Below are 17,516 nucleotides of genomic sequence, written 5' to 3' on the forward strand. Positions count from 1 at the left end.
CCTGCCCTGTCAGACTTAGTTGTGGTGACGTACGGCGCGCAGGAACTCCTGGCGGGTATTCTGGCTCGATTTAAACAGACCGCCCAGCGAGGTTGTGGTGGTCGCACTGGTGGCATCGCGCACGCCGCGCGCTTTCACGCAGTAGTGAACCGCGTCGATAGAGACGGCCACGTTATTGGTGCCCAGCAGCGTTTGCAGCGCGGTCAGGATCTGCTGGGTCAGGCGCTCCTGCACCTGCGGACGCTGAGCGAAGAACTGCACGATGCGGTTGATCTTCGACAGGCCAATCACCGTATCTTTGGGGATATACGCCACGGTCGCTTTACCGTCGATGGTCACGAAATGGTGTTCGCAGGTGCTGGTCAGCGTGATATCGCGGACCGTTACCATCTCATCCACTTTCATCTTGTTTTCAATGACGGTGATTTTCGGGAAGTTGGCGTAATCCAGGCCGGAGAAAATTTCGTCGACGTACATTTTCGCGATGCGGTGCGGCGTCTCCATCAGACTGTCGTCACTCAGATCGAGATTCAGCAGCTCCATGATGTCGGTCATGTGACCGGCAATCAGACGCTTGCGGGTTTCATTGTCCAAATCCTGTACGGGCGGACGCAGTGGCGTTTCAAGACCGCGCGCAACCAGGGCTTCGTGGACCAGGGCAGCTTCTTTACTGAGTGATGACATTTTGTTCTCCTGCAGGTGTGGCGTCTTTTGCCCTCGTTGTGGCAAAAGTATGCGTTCATTGTGCGTGAGGCGGCGCACATAATCCAGTATTCACGACGATAATTATTGCGATTGCTGTTGCCTTTCAGCGTGACGATTCCAGACCAGGGCCCCACCAACGAACAGCGCAATGCCCGCCAGCCCCAGCGCCGGCTCCAGCCGGTGGGTAAGCCAGGTTGATAACGCCGAGGTGACCGGACCAATCAACTGCCCAATCGCATACCCGGTGGTGAGCAGGCCTGCCATATAACGCGTGTGGTTTGGCGCCAGCTCGCGGCCGTATAAAAGAGAGAGCTGCACGGCACACAAAAAGCCGCCGCCCACCAGCAGCCCGCCCGTCAGCAGCCCGCCAATCCCCGGCAGCAGCCAGGCCGCCAGCACGCCTGCGCCCTGTAACCACAGTACGATCGCCAGCCTGCGGTTAGCCGTTGAGGTATGGCGTAACAGAATACTGAGCCCAATGCCCACTACGGCAGCGAGACCAAAAATCGGCCAGACAAACTGGGCAAACAGGCTGCCGGGAAAACGCACGGCCGCCATTTGCGACAGGAAGGTCGCCGGGAGGATATAGCCAAACCCGGCCAGGCTGTAGCTCCAGACCAGACGCGTTAAATCCGCCGTCAGCACCAGCGGCTCCGGCGCGGTGCCGGGTCGATGGAGCTGCCCGGATCGTGGCAGATAGCGCGCCACCAGCGCAATCAGCACCAGCGCCAGCACGCCGTAGATTTGCCATGCCGCCCCGGCCGACAGGGACTTCGCCTGAATATAGACGGCGAGCAGCCCGCTCAGGGCAATGCCCGCCCCCGGTCCGGCAAACACCGCAGCGCTCAGGCCCGGTTTACCCAGCTGCCCCAGCCGTTCGTTGGTCCAGGCGGCAATGAGTACCATCGACCAGCCGCTCATGCAGCCAATCACGAAGCGCAGCAGGCCGTGCACGACGGCGTTATCCGCTGCCGCGGAGAGCAGCGTCAGCGCCACCGCGCCGGTGATGCCCAGCCAGAGGCGTGTTTCAACGAAGCGGTGCGCACGCATCGCATCCCACGCACCCACCAGATAGCCCAGATAATTCATCGCCGCCACCAGACCCGCGCTGGTCAGCGTAAGCTGTCCGGCAGCAATCATCAGCGGTACCTGAGGCGTAAAGGCAAAGCGCCCTATCCCCATCGCCACCACCAGAACGACAAACCCACTGAGCGCAATACGCAGCGCCATGACCGCTCCAATTGTTAAAGAAAAGTAAATTTATGATGCAGCATCTCGCCGCCTGGCGAAAGTGAAAGTTACTCACAGGTCAATGAAAAGGCTGTATTATGGGTTTTATGAATACGCATTCTCATTAAGGAGCCCTGCATGGAACTGCTCGAAGAGCACCGTTGTTTTGAAGGTCGACAGCAGCGCTGGCGGCACGACTCCACCTCTCTGAACTGTGCAATGACGTTCAGCATTTTCCTTCCGCCGACGGAAAACCCGCCGGTTTTGTTCTGGCTTTCCGGCCTGACCTGTAACGACGAAAACTTCACCACCAAAGCGGGCGCGCAGCGTATTGCCGCCGAGCTGGGCATTGCGCTGGTGATGCCAGACACCAGCCCGCGTGGCGACGATGTGGCCGACGATGCCGGATACGACCTGGGCAAAGGCGCCGGGTTTTATCTCAATGCGACCGAGCAGCCCTGGGCACGCCACTACCGCATGTATGATTACCTTCGCGATGAACTTCCTGCGCTGGTGCAGTCGCAGTTTGCGGTTGGCGAGCGCTGCGCGATCAGCGGCCACTCGATGGGCGGACACGGGGCGCTCATCATGGCGCTGAAAAATCCGGGTAAATACGTCAGCGTGTCGGCATTTGCGCCAATTGTGAACCCAACGCAGGTGCCGTGGGGGCAGAAAGCCTTCACACACTATCTGGGTGAGGATGCGGAAAAATGGCAGGCATGGGACAGCTGCGCGCTGATGCTGGCCAGCAAAGCTGAAGAGGCCATTCCCACCCTTATCGATCAGGGTGATGCGGACCAGTTCCTCGCCGGACAGCTGCAGCCTGCGGTGCTGGCAGAAGCGGCACGCCAGAAAGACTGGTCGCTGACGCTGCGCATTCAGCCGGGATACGATCACAGCTATTATTTCATCGCGTCCTTTATTGAGGATCATCTCCGCTTCCATGCGGAGCATTTATTTGCATAAGCACCGCCTGTTTTGCCCGGTGGCGCTTCGCTTACCGGGCCTACGGGCCTGTGCCCTTATGTAGGCCGGGTAAGGCGCAGCCGCCACCCGGCACATGGCTGAATCAGAACTTATAATCCACGCCGACAAAGTAGCGACGGCCATCTTCCGTGTAGCTGTAATCGTCGCGGCTCAGATCTTTGTCCAGCAGGTTCTGCACGCCCGCGCGCAGCTTCACGCTTTTCGTCGCCTGCCACGCGGCGCCGGTATTCCAGATAACATAGCCACCCGGCGTTGGGTCGCTGCTGGTCAGCGCGCGTTTCTCACCGGTGTAGTTGCCCTGAACATAGAACGACCAGTCCTGCGTCGCCTTCCAGTCAACGGTCCCGTTGGCGGTGTGGAACGGCAGATCGGACAGCGGCTTGTTGCCGCCGTTGCTGATATCACGACCGTCGTTGTAGGTGTAGTTCAGCGTCACTTTCCAGTCGTCCGCCAATGGGAATTTCAGCTCGGTCTCCACCCCACGGATGCGCGCCTTGTTGACGTTGTAGTAGCGGAAAATCGGTTCACCGTCCGCATTCAGGCCAACGTAGTTAGGGTAGCTCTGCGCCTGCTTCGCATTGGCCGTACGGCTGATGCTGATGCGGTCATCGACGTTATTCTGGAAGGTGGTCACGCTGGCCTGCACGCCCTCTAACCAGCCCTCTTCCCCGCTGTAGTACAGGCCGAATTCGAAGCTCTCGCTGGTTTCCGGCTTCAGATCCGGGTTACCGACAATCTCACAGGCACCGCGGCACGAGCCGGTGACCCAGTCCGGGCTCAGCTGCAGCAGTGACGGCGCTTTAAACGCGGTCGCCCAGCCCCCTTTCACCGTGACGGTATCGGTCGCGTTGTAGACCAGATAGGCGCGCGGGCTCCAGTGGTCGCCGTAGGTATCATGGTCGTCCATACGGATGCCGGTGGTCAGCGCCAGAGGTTCAAAAATACGCCACTCGTCCTCCAGGAACAGGGCATACTGGCTTGTCGACGTACTGCTGCTGGAGCCGCCCGTCAGGTTGACCGGATCCTTCAGCTTATCGTGACGCCATTCGCCGCCGAAGGTCATCAGCTGGTTGATGTCGCCCAGCGGCAGCACGTATTTCCCGTCTACCGCGTTGCTCTCGGAGGTGATCGGATTGCTGTTGCCCGGGTTTTTGTTATCCACCTTCTCGCCGTAAACCTTCAGCTCGCTGTTGCCGACGCCCCAGCGGCCGTTGTGGCTGAGAGAGTAGTTCTGACGCTCAAGGCGGTTTTTGTCGAGGGAATCCGAGTCACGATCCTGACGGTCGAAACCGTAGCCCGCCGTAAAGTCGTGATTTTCAGACGGCGTCCAGGCGAACTCCACATTCGCATCGCGGCTGGTGAAGCCTTCAATGCGCGGTGTTTCACCGCTCGCCGTGGTAGAGGACTTCTGCTGACCGTCTTTCTCACGCTTTGCGAGGCTACCGTAGGCTTTCAGCCCCAGCAGGCCGTCCACCAGCGGACCGCTGGTATAGAATTGACCGTTGTAGGTGTCTCCACGGTCGCGATGTTCCTGAATTGTGGAATCGGCGCTCAGGGTGCCCGTCCATTTCTGGCCGATTTTTTTGGTGATAATGTTCACCACGCCGCCCAGCGCATCGGAGCCATAAAGCGAGGACATCGGCCCGCGCACGACTTCGATTCGTTCGATGGCGTCAACCGGCACCCAGTTGAGGTCGAAATCATTATGGCGGAACACTGCGTTACGGGAATTGACGCGCTTGCCGTCGATCAGGATCAGCGTGTAGCTGCTGTCCAGCCCGCGAATACTTACCCCTTTACGGTTGTCCCCTTCGCTCGTGAGCTGCACGCCCGGCACATCCCGTAACACATCTTTCAGGTTCTGAACGGGTTTGCGCTGCAAATCTTCCTGGGTAATCACGCTGATGCTTGCCGGTGCGTCTTTCAGGTTTTGCTCGGTCGCGGAGGCCGTAACAACCATTGTGTCGCCGGATTCCGCTGCGATAACAGGCAGGGCCAGGGACATTGCGGACGCACAAAGTCCTCCCCTGACGAAGGGATTCAACCTAAACATTCCATATCTCCATGAGGTAAATACAACTCAATCAAATCATCATTGCTCACAGCGTCTTCCTTGCCGCCCACATCTCCGGTGGGTCGGTGACACGCTTATTTTTGATAACGATAAAGCAAACGATAATTATTATCAATTAAATTGTTAAGAAATATATCTTTGTGACAGGGGGCGGAAATAAAAAAGCCCGCTCAAACGAGCGGGCTAAAGAGAGAGGAAGTGCGATTATTGTTTAAATCGTTCCGGGAATTCCATTTCACTGTAGCGAACGAAGTGTGTTCCTTTCGTCAGCTTGTAGCCAAACCAGATGACGAGGAACAGCGGAATACCAATGTAGGTTGCCGTGACGGCGCCCCAGTCAATGGTGTCCGCCAGGAACGCTTCATAGTTCTGTCCCAGCGTAATAATCAGGCACAGAATGAAGGCGAAAATGGGACCCAGCGGGAAGAACCCTGAGCGATACGGCAGCTGGTTAACGTCATAACCCTGTTTGACGTAGCCACGGCGGAAACGATAGTGGCTAATGGCAATCCCCAGCCAGGCAATAAAGCCCGTCATCCCGGAGGTGTTAAGCAGCCACAGGTACACCGTCTGGTTGCCAAACATAGAGGTCAGGAAGCACAGGCCGGCAATCACCGTTGTGGCGTACAGTGCGTTGCGCGGTACGCCGCCACGGGACAGCTTCGCGAAAATACGCGGCGCTTTACCGTCGCATGCCAGCGTGTAGAGCATACGGGTGGACGCGTACATTCCGGAGTTACCGGCAGAAAGTACGGCGGTCAGGATAACGGCGTTCATCACTGCTGCGGCTGAAAGCAGGCCGGCATGCTGGAAGACCAGCGTGAACGGGCTGACGCTAATGTCTTTGACGTCATTACGCAGCAGGCTTGGATCGGTGTACGGAATGATCAGGCTGATAATCAGGATCGCGAACACGTAGAACAGCAGGATACGCCAGAAGACCTGACGAACCGCGCGCGGAATATTCTTCTCCGGGTTCTCTGACTCACCGGCAGCAATGCCAATCAGCTCGGTTCCCTGGAAGGAGAAGCCGACAATCATTGCCACGCCAATCATTGCCGACAGTCCACCGGCAAACGGCGCATCGCCTATTGTCCAGTTACTCCAGCCCGCAGGTTCAGCGCCTTTGAAAATACCAACGATCATCGCCACACCGACGACGATAAAGATGATGACGGTTGCCACTTTGATCAAAGAGAACCAGTATTCCGCTTCGCCGAAACCGCGCACGGAGATGTAGTTCAGCAGGAAGATGACGGCCAGGAACAGGGCGCTCCAGATCCAGCCCGGCGTATCCGGGAACCACCAGTTCATCACCAGCTGTGCGGCGACAAGGTCAACGGCGATGGTGACCGCCCAGTTGTACCAGTAGTTCCAGCCCAGCGCGAAGCCGAAGCCTTCTTCAACGTATTTTTGACCGTAGGTCGAGAACGAACCGGATACCGGCATGTACGCGGCCAGTTCGCCGAGACTGGTCATCAGGAAGTACACCATCAGGCCAATCAGGATATAAGAGAAAAGTGCCCCACCCGGGCCGGCTGCCGAAATCGTTGCGCCAGAGGCAACGAAAAGACCTGTACCGATGGAGCCGCCAATGGCGATCATCGTCAGGTGACGCGCCTTGAGTTCACGACGTAGCGTGGGCGCTTCTGTGGTTTTAATTTCTGAAACCATATGAAAATGCTGTCCATTTAATAAATGAGGCGCGATTGTAGCAGACGATCCGCGTTCCTTCCGGCAGAAATACTCAGTTATAAGAGAGCTTCATGACGCGGCCAGGATTATAAGTAAAGCATAATTTTTCCCTCTTCCCTTTGGGGTGAGGGACGATGTCAGATTTCGCAATAGCGCAGAAAACGCTGCAGGGAGCTGGAAAGGTGTTTCTGGCGATGATGAATGCACCACAGCGTGCGCACCAGTTTCGGGAGCGGAACGGGAATCTCCACCAGCGATCCGGTTTCCAGCTGTTCGGCAATAACGCGCCGGGAAAGACAGCTGATACCCAGCCCGTGGCGCACCGCGTGCTTAATCGCCTCTGAGTTCCCCAATTCCATCCCCAGCTGGAAATGCGGCAGATGGGACAGCAGCAGGTAATCGACAATTTCACGCGTGCCGGAGCCCTGCTCGCGCAGGATCCACTGCGCCTGCGCCAGCCGCTCCAGCGTCACCTCGCCCTGCAATAATGACGAGGCCGGGGACGCAAACACCACCAGCTCGTCTTCCAGCCAGGGCTCGGCAATGATATCGACGTTGTGGCAGGGTCCTTCGATGAGGCCGATATCCACGCGGAAGTCGATCACCGCGTTGATGACGTCCTGGCTATTGCCCACGCTCATCTCCAGCGGCAGGGTGGGAAAATCCCGGCGATAGCGGGCAATAACTTCCGGCAGAATGTAGTTCCCGATGGTGCTGCTGGCGTAGACGCGGATCGCGCCGTTATCTTCGCGGAACAGCTGTTCGATTTCGATAGCCTGCTCCAGCAGCGCCAGCGCGCGTGGATAAAGAAGACGACCGTGTTCGTTGACCACCAGACGCTTCCCTACCCTGTCGAAAAGCTGAACGCCCAGCTGTCCTTCAAGATCGGTCAACGCCGCGCTGACCGCAGACTGCGAGAGCGCCAGCATTTGTGACGCCTGGGTCGTCGAGCCGCTTTTCAGCACCTCGGCAAACACTTCCAGCTGACGCAAAGTAATGTGCATGGTTGCTTACCACTTATATAGATTGATTATAAGTATATAATCAATTTTATTTTTAAGCCAGACCGCCGTAACCTTTAGCCAGACAAAGGAGAAGGTTATGTCAGAAATCACCTTACAACATCATCGTACAGTGTGGCACTTCGTGCCGGGTCTTGCGCTCAGCGCCGCAGTGACCGCCGTCGCGCTATGGGGCGGCGGCATCCCGGCCATCGCAGGCGCAGGTTTCAGCGCGCTGACGCTCGCCATTTTGCTCGGCATGGTCGTGGGTAACACCGTTTATCCACATATCTGGAAATCCTGCGACGGCGGCGTAATCTTTGCCAAGCAGCATCTGCTGCGTCTTGGGATCATTCTTTATGGCTTTCGTCTCACCTTTTCGCAGATTGCGGATGTGGGTGCGAGCGGGATCGCCATCGACGTTCTGACCCTGACCAGCACCTTTTTACTGGCCTGCTTTATCGGTCAGAAAGTGTTTGGCCTGGACAGGCAAACCAGCTGGCTGATCGGTGCCGGGAGCAGTATCTGTGGCGCAGCGGCGGTGCTGGCAACGGAGCCGGTCGTGAAAGCCGAAGCCAGCAAGGTAACGGTTGCCGTCGCGACGGTGGTGATCTTCGGTACGCTGGCGATTTTCCTCTACCCGGCCATGTATCCGCTGGTCGCCCACTGGTTTAGCCCGGAAACCTACGGCATCTATATCGGCTCGACCATGCACGAAGTGGCCCAGGTGGTCGCAGCAGGACATGCCATTAACCCGGACGCTGAAAACGCGGCGGTGATTGCCAAAATGCTGCGCGTGATGATGCTGGCGCCGTTCCTGATTTTCCTGGCCGCACGGGTTAAACAGCTGGCACCGGCTGGCGGCAGCGAGAAGAGCAAAATCACCATTCCGTGGTTTGCGATCCTGTTCATCGTGGTCGCTATCTTTAACTCCTTCCACCTGCTGCCGAAAGCGGTGGTGGATATGCTGGTGACGCTGGATACCGTACTGCTGGCGATGGCCATGGCGGCGCTGGGGGTGACCACACACGTCAGCGCGCTGAAAAAAGCCGGTGCGAAACCGCTGCTGATGGCGCTGGTGCTCTTCATCTGGCTGATTGTCGGCGGTGGCGCAATTAACCTCGCGGTCCATAGCCTGATGGCATAAACCACTACATCCTTCTCCTGTTAACCCGCTATCATAGGCATTTCGGGTTAACAGGAGTCCCTTTATGAAATATGTTGGAGCGCACGTTAGCGCTGCAGGTGGCCTTGCGAATGCCGCCATTCGCGCCGCCGAAATTGAGGCGACCGCTTTCGCCCTGTTCACCAAAAATCAGCGCCAGTGGCGCGCCGCACCGCTCACCGCTGAGGTGATTGATGATTTCAAAGCCGCCTGTGAGAAATACCGCTACGGGCCCGGCCAGATCCTCCCCCACGACAGCTACCTGATCAACCTCGGTCACCCGGTTGAAGAAGCGCTGGAAAAATCCCGCGAGGCGTTTCTGGATGAAGTGCAGCGCTGCGAACTGCTGGGGCTGACGCTGCTGAACTTCCATCCGGGCAGCCATCTGATGCAGATCGACGAAGATGCCTGCCTGGCGCGCATTGCGGAGTCCATCAACATCACTCTGGATAAAACCAAAGGCGTGACGGCGGTGATTGAGAACACCGCTGGTCAGGGCAGCAACCTCGGCTTTAAGTTCGAACATCTGGCGGCGATTATCGACGGCGTGGAGGACAAATCCCGCGTCGGCGTGTGCATTGATACCTGTCACGCGTTTGCCGCCGGTTATGACCTGCGCACCACCGAGGCAACAAAAAACACGTTTGATGAGTTCGAGCGCATTGTGGGCTTTAAATACCTGCGTGGAATGCACTTAAACGATGCGAAAAGCGCCTTTGGTAGCCGCGTTGACCGCCATCACAGCCTGGGCGAAGGCAACATTGGCCACGATGCGTTCCGCTTTATTATGCAGGACGCCCGCTTCGACGGTATTCCGATGGTGCTTGAAACCATCAATCCGGACATCTGGGCAGAAGAGATTGCCTGGCTGAAGGCACAGCAAACCGCTGAACAGGCGGCATAAAAAAAGCCGGGTTGCATTAGCACCCGGCTTTTTTATTGCTTACCGCTTACGCTGCTTTCGCCACAACTTCCGCTTCCGGACGTTTCAGCACCGCGTAAGAGAGGCCCGCCACCAGCGTACCGGCAACAATCGCCAGCAGGTAGCCCAGTACAGGGGTGATGGCGCCAGGGATCAGCAGCACGAACAGACCGCCGTGTGGTGCCATCAGTTTTGCGCCAATCGCCATGGAGATTGCACCCGTTACCGCACCACCCGCGATACAGCACGGCAGCACACGCATTGGGTCACGCGCCGCGAACGGAATCGCACCTTCGGTGATGAAGCACAGACCCAGCACCAGCGCGGCTTTACCACCTTCCTGCTGCGCTTTATCGAACTTACGACGGGCAATAATTGTCGCCAGGCCGAGCGCCAGCGGAGGCACCATGCCTGCCGCCATGATCGCCGCCATTGGCGCGTAGGTCTGGGTACTCAGCAGGCCCACACCAAAGGCGTACGCCGCTTTGTTCACCGGACCACCCATGTCGGTACACATCATGCCGCCGAGAATCGCACCCAGCAGAACCGCGTTCGCGGTGCCCATGGTCTGCAGCCAGTGGGTCAGACCCGCCAGGATGCCTGCAACCGGCTTACCAATCAGGTAAATCATCGCCAGGCCGACCACCAGGCTGGAAATCAGCGGGATGATCAGGATCGGCTTCAGCGCTTCCATACTCTGCGGCAGCTTCAGCTTCGAGCTAATCAGCTTCGCGACGTAACCGGCAAGGAAGCCCGCGATGATACCGCCGATAAAGCCAGAACCGGTGCTCACGGCCAGCATACCGCCGATAAGACCCGGGGTCAGACCCGGGCGGTCAGCAATGGAGAAGGCAATAAAGCCCGCCAGTACCGGCACCATCAGGGCGAAGGCTGAGCCCCCGCCGATCTGCATCAGCGCTGCCGCCAGCGTTCCTTCTTCTTTAAACGCGGTGATACCAAACGCGAACGAGAGCGCGATACACAGACCGCCCGCGACCACCATCGGCAGCATGTAAGACACGCCGGTCAGCAGGTGACGATAGGCGCCTGCGGACTCTTTCTTCCCTTCCGTCGCGGTCTGACGCGCGCCGGTTGCCTGATACGGCTTCGCTTCCACCAGCGCTTTATCAAACTCCTGCGCGGTCTTTTTCAGCGCCAGGCCGGTGGAGGTGCGGTACATTGGCTTACCGGCAAATTTCGCCAGGTCCACTTCGATATCCGCCGCCACAATCACCAGATCGGCCTCAGCCACTTCCTCTGGGGTGATGGCATTGCCGGCACCGACGGAGCCGCGCGTTTCAACTTTTACCCACCAGCCGCGTTTTTTTGCTTCGGTTTCAATGGCTTCAGCCGCCATAAAGGTGTGAGCCACCCCCGTCGGGCAGGCCGTCACCGCCACAATGCGTTTCGGGCCCGTGGCCGCAGCCGGTGCCGTCGCGACAGGCGCGCTGTAGACAGACGCGTGACCTTTCGCTTCGCTCAGGAACAGTTCCGGATGTGCCACCGCGCGATTAATATCGCCCAGCCACACTTTTTTGCCGTTCAGCGCACTGTCAGCCGGGATGTTGTCGCCCAGGACAATGGCCAGTTCGGCATCGCCCGGGTTATCAGTCATCTCGAGATGTGCTTTGTTCGCCGCCGCTCCCAGCAAGGTCTTCGCCATATAGGCGCGTGCCTGTCCGAGACCGGAGTCAATGATCAGCAGCGTTTTCATTATTCCTCTCCTGCTGTTAGTTAAAAGGTTTTAAGTCAACGCGCGCCATCATCGCGGCTAACTGGGTACGATCGGTAATACCGACATTGCTCTGGCTGACGGCCAGGGCAGCAACGGCAGTGGCAAGACGTAAAGTATGTTCACTGGATTCCCGCATCAGCAGACCATAAATCAGTCCGCCAACCATGGAATCCCCTGCGCCAACGGTACTCACAACCTCCATTGACGGCGGTTTGGCGATCCATTCGCCAGACGCGTTAACCCACAACGCGCCTTCTGCACCAAGCGAGATCACCACGTGAGCGATACCCTGCTCGCGCAGCGCATGGGCAGCGTCAATCACATCTTTTAATTCTGGCAGCTTACGGCCGGCCCAGATCTCCAGCTCGCGGCGATTAGGCTTCACCAGCCACGGAGAGGCTTTCAGGCCCGCGACCAGCGCGTCACGGCTGCTGTCAAAAATAATGCATGGGCACTGGCTGCGCAGGCGCGTCATCCAGTCGGTAAACGCTTCCGGACTGACGCCGGACGGCAGGCTGCCGCTGACGCACACCATGTCAAACTGCCCCAGCCAGGTCAGCGAGTCGTTGACAAAGCGTTCCCAGTCTGACGGCGTCACTTCGAAGCCAGAGAAGTTCAGATCGGTCACTTCACCGTCTTTCTCCGTCAGCTTAACGTTGATACGGGTACGGCCCTGAACAACCTGGAAACGGTTGGCAATGCCCAGCTCGCTGAACAGCTGCTGGAAACCATCCTGGTTGTCTTTGCCGAGGAATCCGCCCACGGTGACATCGATACCGAGATCCTTGAGCACTTTCGCGACGTTAATCCCTTTGCCCGCAGCATGCAGGCCGGTGGTACGCACGAGGTTAACTTCGCCGCGCTCAATTTCCGGGCAAAACCCCACCAGGTCATAAGCCGGGTTCAGCGTAATAGTCGCAACACGTCTGCTCATTATGCGCCCTCCCCCAGACCCGCCGCGATGGCATCGCCAATCGCTTTCAGCGCCTGTTCAGCATCGGCACCCTGCGCGGTGAAGCGCAGACGGTGGCCTTTCTTCACGCCCAGCGCGACCACTTTCATCAGACTACGGCCGTTGGCCGGTTTGCCCGTGCCGTCAAGATTCGCCACGGTAATCTCACTCTCAAATTGTTTAATGGTATTCACCAGCATGGTGCCCGGACGGGCATGCAGGCCGTGCTCGTTACGCACCACGAACTCCGCGGTTAGCACGTCATCCGTCAGCGCATCATCACTGGTCAGCAGTGCCAGCACGGTGGACGCATCAGCGTTCAGCAGTTTTTCAGCTTTGTTGTTCAGCAGCAGATCGCCAAGACGCTTCAGCACGGAAACCGGCTGTTCATCAGCCATCGCGACGGTCACCAGCATGGCTGCGCGCTCGCCTTCTACCTCAAACGCCGAGGCAGCACGGCTCACGGCAATCGCACTGCGCAGGTTGCCTTCAGCACTGTCGTTCAGCCAGATGCCCTGACCCAGATTCAACGGCTTATCGTTAATCACGCGCGTCACAAAGGTGGCATCCGCCGCGCCGGCTTCTTTCAGACGACCCGCGTTCAGCGCCTGCAGCGTCACCAGATCGGAAGCAACCACATCCAGCGTCAGCGTTTCATTATCCAGTTTCAGCGCTTCACTCTGTTTTTCGCCCATCAGCAAGGCGCGCAGCTCTTCCGCGGTGGTGGCGGATTTAAGCTGTTCAGCCACCGCGTCATCGCTCAGGACATGCGTCAGCTGACGCAGCAGACCTAAGTGTTCATCGCTGCTGGCCGCGATACCGATGGCCACATAGGCCACCTGACCGTCGCCCCAGAGCACGCCCTGCGGGAACTGATACACCTTAACGCCGGTTTTCAGCACCTGATCGCGGGTGTCGGTGGTACCGTGCGGAATGGCAATGCCATTGCCGAGGAAGGTTGAAGTCTGCTGCTCGCGGGCCAGCATGCCGTTGACATAGCCGTCCGCGACGTTACCCGCCTGCACAAGCGCAGCGGCAACCTGGCGAATAGCCTCTTCTTTATCCCCGGCCTGAGCGCCCGGGTGGATATCCTGAACAGATAACTGGAACATGGTTCTCCACTCCTGCTGAACTTGAATCGTTTCAGCTTTAATGAGAAAAAATGCGCTAGCCTGCTCCGTTTGTTAAAACAAGATAGCGCTGAAACGTTTCAAAAAGTCTTGCGCTTTCTGCTGTACCTTGCAAGTAAACTCGTCTTTCTGATATCAGAATTTAGAGATACAGCACATTTCTTCTTCATTGAGCTGAATTTTGCTGAAGTTCAGCAAGTCAGTTTCAGCTAAGGTCAGCAGCGTGAGAGGCAAGTTGAAATGCCATTTTGATTTTTCGTGGCATCATTGACCGCACCCACTGTTTATTTTTTAGCTGACGGCGTACACTCCGCCCCTCTCTGCTACTCGCTAATTATAAAACATGCATAACACCCCTGCGGCTGCCTCGCCAAAGCCCTTTGACTTGACCTCAGCGGCCTTCCTGATTGTTGCCTTTTTCACGGGCATTGCCGGTGCGTTACAGACCCCGACGCTGAGCTTATTTCTGACCAATGAGGTTCATGTTCGTCCGGCGCTGGTTGGCTTCTTTTTTACCGGAAGCGCCATCATCGGCATCCTGGTCAGTCAGTTTCTGGCGGGGCGATCCGACAGAAAAGGCGATCGTAAAGCCTGATCGTTTTCTGCTGCCTGCTGGGGGTCATGGCCTGCGTTCTGTTTGCCTGGAACCGCAACTACTTCATTCTGCTTTTCGTCGGGGTATTCCTGAGCAGCTTTGGCTCGACGGCTAACCCACAGCTGTTTGCGCTTGCCCGCGAACACGCCGACCATACCGGACGTGAAGCGGTGATGTTCAGCTCTGTCCTGCGTGCACAGGTGTCGCTGGCGTGGGTGATTGGCCCGCCGCTGGCCTACGCGCTGGCGATGGGTTTTGGCTTTACGGTGATGTACCTGAGCGCGGCAGTCGCGTTTGTGGCGTGCGGCGCGCTGGTGTGGTTCTTCCTGCCGTCCATGCGCAAAGAGCCCAAGGTGGCAACGGGTGTGCTGGAAGCGCCGCGCCGTAACCGCCGCGATGCCCTGCTCCTGTTCGCGATCTGCACGCTGATGTGGGGCACCAATAGCCTGTATATCATCAATATGCCGCTGTTTATCATTAATGAACTGCACCTGCCGGAGAAGCTGGCGGGCATCATGATGGGCACCGCAGCCGGGCTTGAGATCCCGACCATGCTGATCGCAGGCTATTACGCAAAGCGCTTCGGGAAACGTTTTTTAATGCGCATCGCCGCCGTCGCCGGTCTGCTGTTTTATATCGGTATGCTGACGGTACATACGCCGGGGCTGTTGCTGGCGTTACAGCTGCTGAACGCTATCTATATTGGTATTCTCGCCGGGATAGGCATGCTTTATTTCCAGGATCTGATGCCGGGCCAGGCAGGCTCCGCCACCACCCTTTATACTAATACCACCCGCGTGGGCTGGATTATTGCCGGTTCAATGGCCGGTGTCGTGGCCGAAATCTGGAACTATCACACGGTGTTCTGGATTGCGCTGGTGATGTGTACGCTGACGATTGGCTGCCTGGCGAGGATTAAAGACGTTTAAGGCGCGGTGAGCGCTTCCAGCTCAAGAAGGTACGTTATCGCCTGCTCTCGCGTGCTGCCGCACATTTCAGCCGTGGGCTGAAGCCCGGAGCAGACCTTCGGGCGCAACGGTGAGCCAAAGATCATGCATAGGTTCGTTTCCGAGAGCTGAACGCAGCGGGTATTGGCAGGCTTGCCCTCGGGCATTCCTGGAATGGGGCTTGAAATGGACGGTGCAGTACAGCACGCGCCACAATCGGGACGACAATCCATAAATGCTCTCTTTCGCTGGCGAATGCCCGTACGGTCGGGCATCGCGCGCACAGTAACACCTTATGTGTATTGATAGCAAAAGCCACGAATTCCTCTTGCCTGAAAGGCCGCGCGCGAGTAATTTGGCGCGATATTTTTTACCTCCCGTAAACAGGATTACTGCAATGCCAAGAGCGAACGAAATTAAGAAAGGTATGGTACTGAATTACAACGGCAAATTGCTGATTGTGAAAGATATCGATATTCAGGCACCAAGCGCCCGTGGTGCAGCTACGCTGTACAAAATGCGTTTCGCCGATGTGCGTACCGGCCTGAAGGTGGAAGAGCGCTTTAAAGGGGACGATATCGTCGATACCGTGACCCTGACCCGTCGCTATGTTGATTTCTCCTACATCGACGGCAACGAATATGTGTTCATGGACAAAGAAGATTACACCCCGTATATCTTCACCAAAGACCAGATTGAAGAAGAGCTGCTGTTCATCCCGGAAGGCGGTATGCCTGATATGCAGGTTCTGACCTGGGACGGGGTGCTGCTGGCGCTGGAACTGCCTCAGACCGTCGATCTGGAAATCGTTGAAACGGCACCAGGCATCAAAGGCGCATCCGCCAGTGCCCGCAACAAACCGGCTACCCTGACCACCGGCCTGGTTGTGCAGGTGCCGGAATACCTTTCTGCTGGCGAGAAAATCCGCATCCATATCGAAGAAAAACGCTATATGGGTCGCGCTGACTGATTGCGGCGTTTGTCGGGTGGCGCTACGCTTACCCGACCTACGAAAAAACCGGCCCTGAAGCCGGTTTTTGTGTTTTTGTAGGCTGGGTAAGGCGAAGCCGCCACCCGGCAATTCCGGTTACAGCAGCTCCGGATACTTCGTCATCTTCAGCGCCAGCTCAACGCCGCGCACTTCCGCCATCCCTTTAAGACGGCCAATCGCCGAATAGCCCGGGTTGGTTTTCTTACGCAGATCGTCCAGCATCTGGTGTCCGTGATCCGGACGGAACGGGATAGGACGCACATCGCCAGCCTGCTTGCGACGCGCCTCTTCCGCCAGAATAGCGTCCACCACCGCGACCATATTCACATCACCGCCCAGGTGCGCCGCCTCGTGGAAGGTTTTTGGGTTCTCTTCACGGCAGGTCGCACGCAGATGCGTAAAGTGAATACGATCGCCGAAGGTTTCAATCATCCGCACCAGATCGTTATCGGCCCGCACGCCGTAGGAGCCGGTACACATGGTAAAGCCGTTGTGGATGCTGTCGACCGTCTCTTTCAGCCACTGCATATCTTCAATCGTAGACACGATACGCGGCAGGCCGAGGATAGGACGCGGTGGATCGTCCGGATGTACCGCCAGGCGAACCCCCACCTCTTCCGCGACCGGCACAATTGCGCGCAGGAAATACGCCATGTTTTCACGCAGCTGCTGCTTATCAATATTGCCGTACTCCGCCAGGCGGGCGCGGAACTGATCCAGCGTATACCCCTCTTCGGCACCCGGCAGGCCCGCAATAATATTACGGGTCAGCTTTTCGATATCCGCGTCGCTGGCGGCATTGAACCATTGGAGCGCCTGCTGCTGCTCTTCCGCGGTGTAATCCGCGTCGGCGCCAGGGCGTTTCAGAATGTGCAGTTCGAATGCCGCAAAGGCAATCTGATCGAAGCGCAGCGCTTTTGAGCCGTCCGGCATTTGATATTCGAGGTCTGTACGCGTCCAGTCCAGAATGGGCATGAAGTTGTAGCAAACGGTATCAATACCGCAGGCCGCGAGGTTACGGATGCTCTGCTGATAGTTGGCAATCCAGGTCTGATACTCGCCGGAATGGGTTTTGATGTCTTCGTGAACCGGAATGCTTTCCACCACAGACCAGGTTAATCCCTTTTCCGCCAGCAGCGCCTGACGCGTCTGGATTTCCTCTACCGGCCAGACCTGACCGTTAGGAATATGATGCAGCGCCGTGACGACACCCGTTGCGCCAGCCTGACGCACATCATCAAGAGAAACCGGATCGTTCGGCCCGTACCAACGCCAGGTTTGTTCCATTGCCTCACCCTCTTAAGTTGTTATACCAATATGCGTTACTACAATGACGACTACCATACATGTTTACCGCGAAGGGTCAATACACCGCCACACATTGATT

General features: G+C 57.4%; 14 protein-coding genes and 1 pseudogene. 5 read left to right on the forward strand and 10 right to left on the reverse strand.

Annotation, left to right across the window (positions count from 1 at the left end; genetic code table 11):
• Window positions 1-15 precede the first annotated feature (15 nt).
• A complete protein-coding gene (gene folE, locus B498_RS13270; protein ID WP_008500927.1) occupies window positions 16-684 on the reverse strand; it encodes a GTP cyclohydrolase I FolE in 669 nt (222 codons plus the stop codon).
• Between the two features lie 102 nt (window positions 685-786).
• Window positions 787-1,935 carry a YbfB/YjiJ family MFS transporter gene (locus B498_RS13265; RefSeq protein ID WP_008500928.1) on the reverse strand — a complete coding sequence of 383 codons (1,149 nt, stop codon included), beginning with the start codon at window positions 1,933-1,935 and terminating at the stop codon, window positions 787-789.
• A 138-nt stretch (window positions 1,936-2,073) separates the two neighbouring features.
• Between B498_RS13265 and fghA the strand changes: the two genes are divergently transcribed.
• The gene (fghA, locus tag B498_RS13260; protein ID WP_008500929.1) at window positions 2,074-2,901 is read left to right on the forward strand and encodes an S-formylglutathione hydrolase; all 828 of its coding nucleotides are present in this window, start codon (window positions 2,074-2,076) and stop codon (window positions 2,899-2,901) included.
• A 103-nt stretch (window positions 2,902-3,004) separates the two neighbouring features.
• Here fghA and cirA read toward each other — a convergent pair whose 3' ends face one another.
• The 3 genes from cirA to yieE all read right to left on the reverse strand — a co-directional run bounded on the left by cirA (window position 3,005) and on the right by yieE (window position 7,695).
• The gene (cirA, locus tag B498_RS13255) at window positions 3,005-4,975 is read right to left on the reverse strand and encodes a catecholate siderophore receptor CirA (RefSeq protein ID WP_008500930.1); all 1,971 of its coding nucleotides are present in this window, start codon (window positions 4,973-4,975) and stop codon (window positions 3,005-3,007) included.
• A 225-nt stretch (window positions 4,976-5,200) separates the two neighbouring features.
• Window positions 5,201-6,670 carry an amino acid permease gene (locus tag B498_RS13250; RefSeq protein WP_008500931.1) on the reverse strand — a complete coding sequence of 490 codons (1,470 nt, stop codon included), beginning with the start codon at window positions 6,668-6,670 and terminating at the stop codon, window positions 5,201-5,203.
• A 158-nt stretch (window positions 6,671-6,828) separates the two neighbouring features.
• Window positions 6,829-7,695: a DNA-binding transcriptional regulator YeiE gene (gene yieE, locus B498_RS13245; protein WP_008500932.1), complete on the reverse strand. Its 867-nt coding sequence runs from the start codon at window positions 7,693-7,695 to the stop codon at window positions 6,829-6,831.
• A gap of 97 nt (window positions 7,696-7,792) precedes the next feature.
• Here yieE and B498_RS13240 point away from each other — a divergent pair, with 97 nt between their 5' ends.
• Window positions 7,793-8,839 carry a YeiH family protein gene (locus tag B498_RS13240; protein WP_008500933.1) on the forward strand — a complete coding sequence of 349 codons (1,047 nt, stop codon included), beginning with the start codon at window positions 7,793-7,795 and terminating at the stop codon, window positions 8,837-8,839.
• Window positions 8,840-8,903: 64 nt separating this feature from the next.
• Window positions 8,904-9,761, forward strand: a complete 858-nt coding sequence (gene nfo, locus B498_RS13235; protein WP_008500934.1) for a deoxyribonuclease IV — start codon at window positions 8,904-8,906, stop codon at window positions 9,759-9,761.
• A gap of 46 nt (window positions 9,762-9,807) precedes the next feature.
• On the opposite strand, the gene fruA is transcribed toward nfo, so the two are convergent.
• The 3 genes from fruA to fruB are packed head-to-tail and all read right to left on the reverse strand — an operon-like array spanning window position 9,808 to window position 13,578.
• A complete protein-coding gene (gene fruA / locus B498_RS13230; RefSeq protein WP_008500935.1) occupies window positions 9,808-11,493 on the reverse strand; it encodes a PTS fructose transporter subunit IIBC in 1,686 nt (561 codons plus the stop codon).
• A gap of 16 nt (window positions 11,494-11,509) precedes the next feature.
• Complete coding sequence (fruK, locus tag B498_RS13225; protein ID WP_008500936.1) at window positions 11,510-12,448, reverse strand: 1-phosphofructokinase; 939 nt, start codon at window positions 12,446-12,448, stop codon at window positions 11,510-11,512.
• Entirely contained in the window at window positions 12,448-13,578 is a 1,131-nt protein-coding gene (fruB, locus tag B498_RS13220) for a fused PTS fructose transporter subunit IIA/HPr protein (protein ID WP_008500937.1), read from the reverse strand. Before fruB ends, fruK begins: the two co-directional genes overlap by 1 nt.
• 361 nt (window positions 13,579-13,939) lie before the next feature.
• On the opposite strand from fruB, the pseudogene setB reads away from it, so the two are divergent.
• Window positions 13,940-15,120 (forward strand): annotated as a pseudogene (gene setB, locus B498_RS0121400) (sugar efflux transporter SetB).
• Here setB and B498_RS0121405 read toward each other — a convergent pair.
• Window positions 15,117-15,371 (reverse strand): YkgJ family cysteine cluster protein, encoded by a 255-nt coding sequence (locus B498_RS0121405; RefSeq protein WP_021241515.1) that lies wholly within the window; start codon window positions 15,369-15,371, stop codon window positions 15,117-15,119. The pseudogene setB and the gene B498_RS0121405 sit on opposite strands and share 4 nt — an antisense overlap.
• Before the next feature lie 164 nt (window positions 15,372-15,535).
• On the opposite strand from B498_RS0121405, the gene yeiP reads away from it, so the two are divergent.
• Window positions 15,536-16,108 carry an elongation factor P-like protein YeiP gene (yeiP, locus tag B498_RS13215; RefSeq protein ID WP_008500940.1) on the forward strand — a complete coding sequence of 191 codons (573 nt, stop codon included), beginning with the start codon at window positions 15,536-15,538 and terminating at the stop codon, window positions 16,106-16,108.
• 117 nt (window positions 16,109-16,225) lie between these two features.
• Here yeiP and uxuA read toward each other — a convergent pair whose 3' ends face one another.
• Window positions 16,226-17,416: a mannonate dehydratase gene (uxuA, locus tag B498_RS13210; protein WP_008500941.1), complete on the reverse strand. Its 1,191-nt coding sequence runs from the start codon at window positions 17,414-17,416 to the stop codon at window positions 16,226-16,228.
• Window positions 17,417-17,516: the final 100 nt, after the last annotated feature.

Origin of the sequence: Enterobacter sp. SST3 (assembly GCF_000286655.1) — a bacterium.
Lineage (GTDB): Bacteria > Pseudomonadota > Gammaproteobacteria > Enterobacterales > Enterobacteriaceae > Enterobacter > Enterobacter roggenkampii.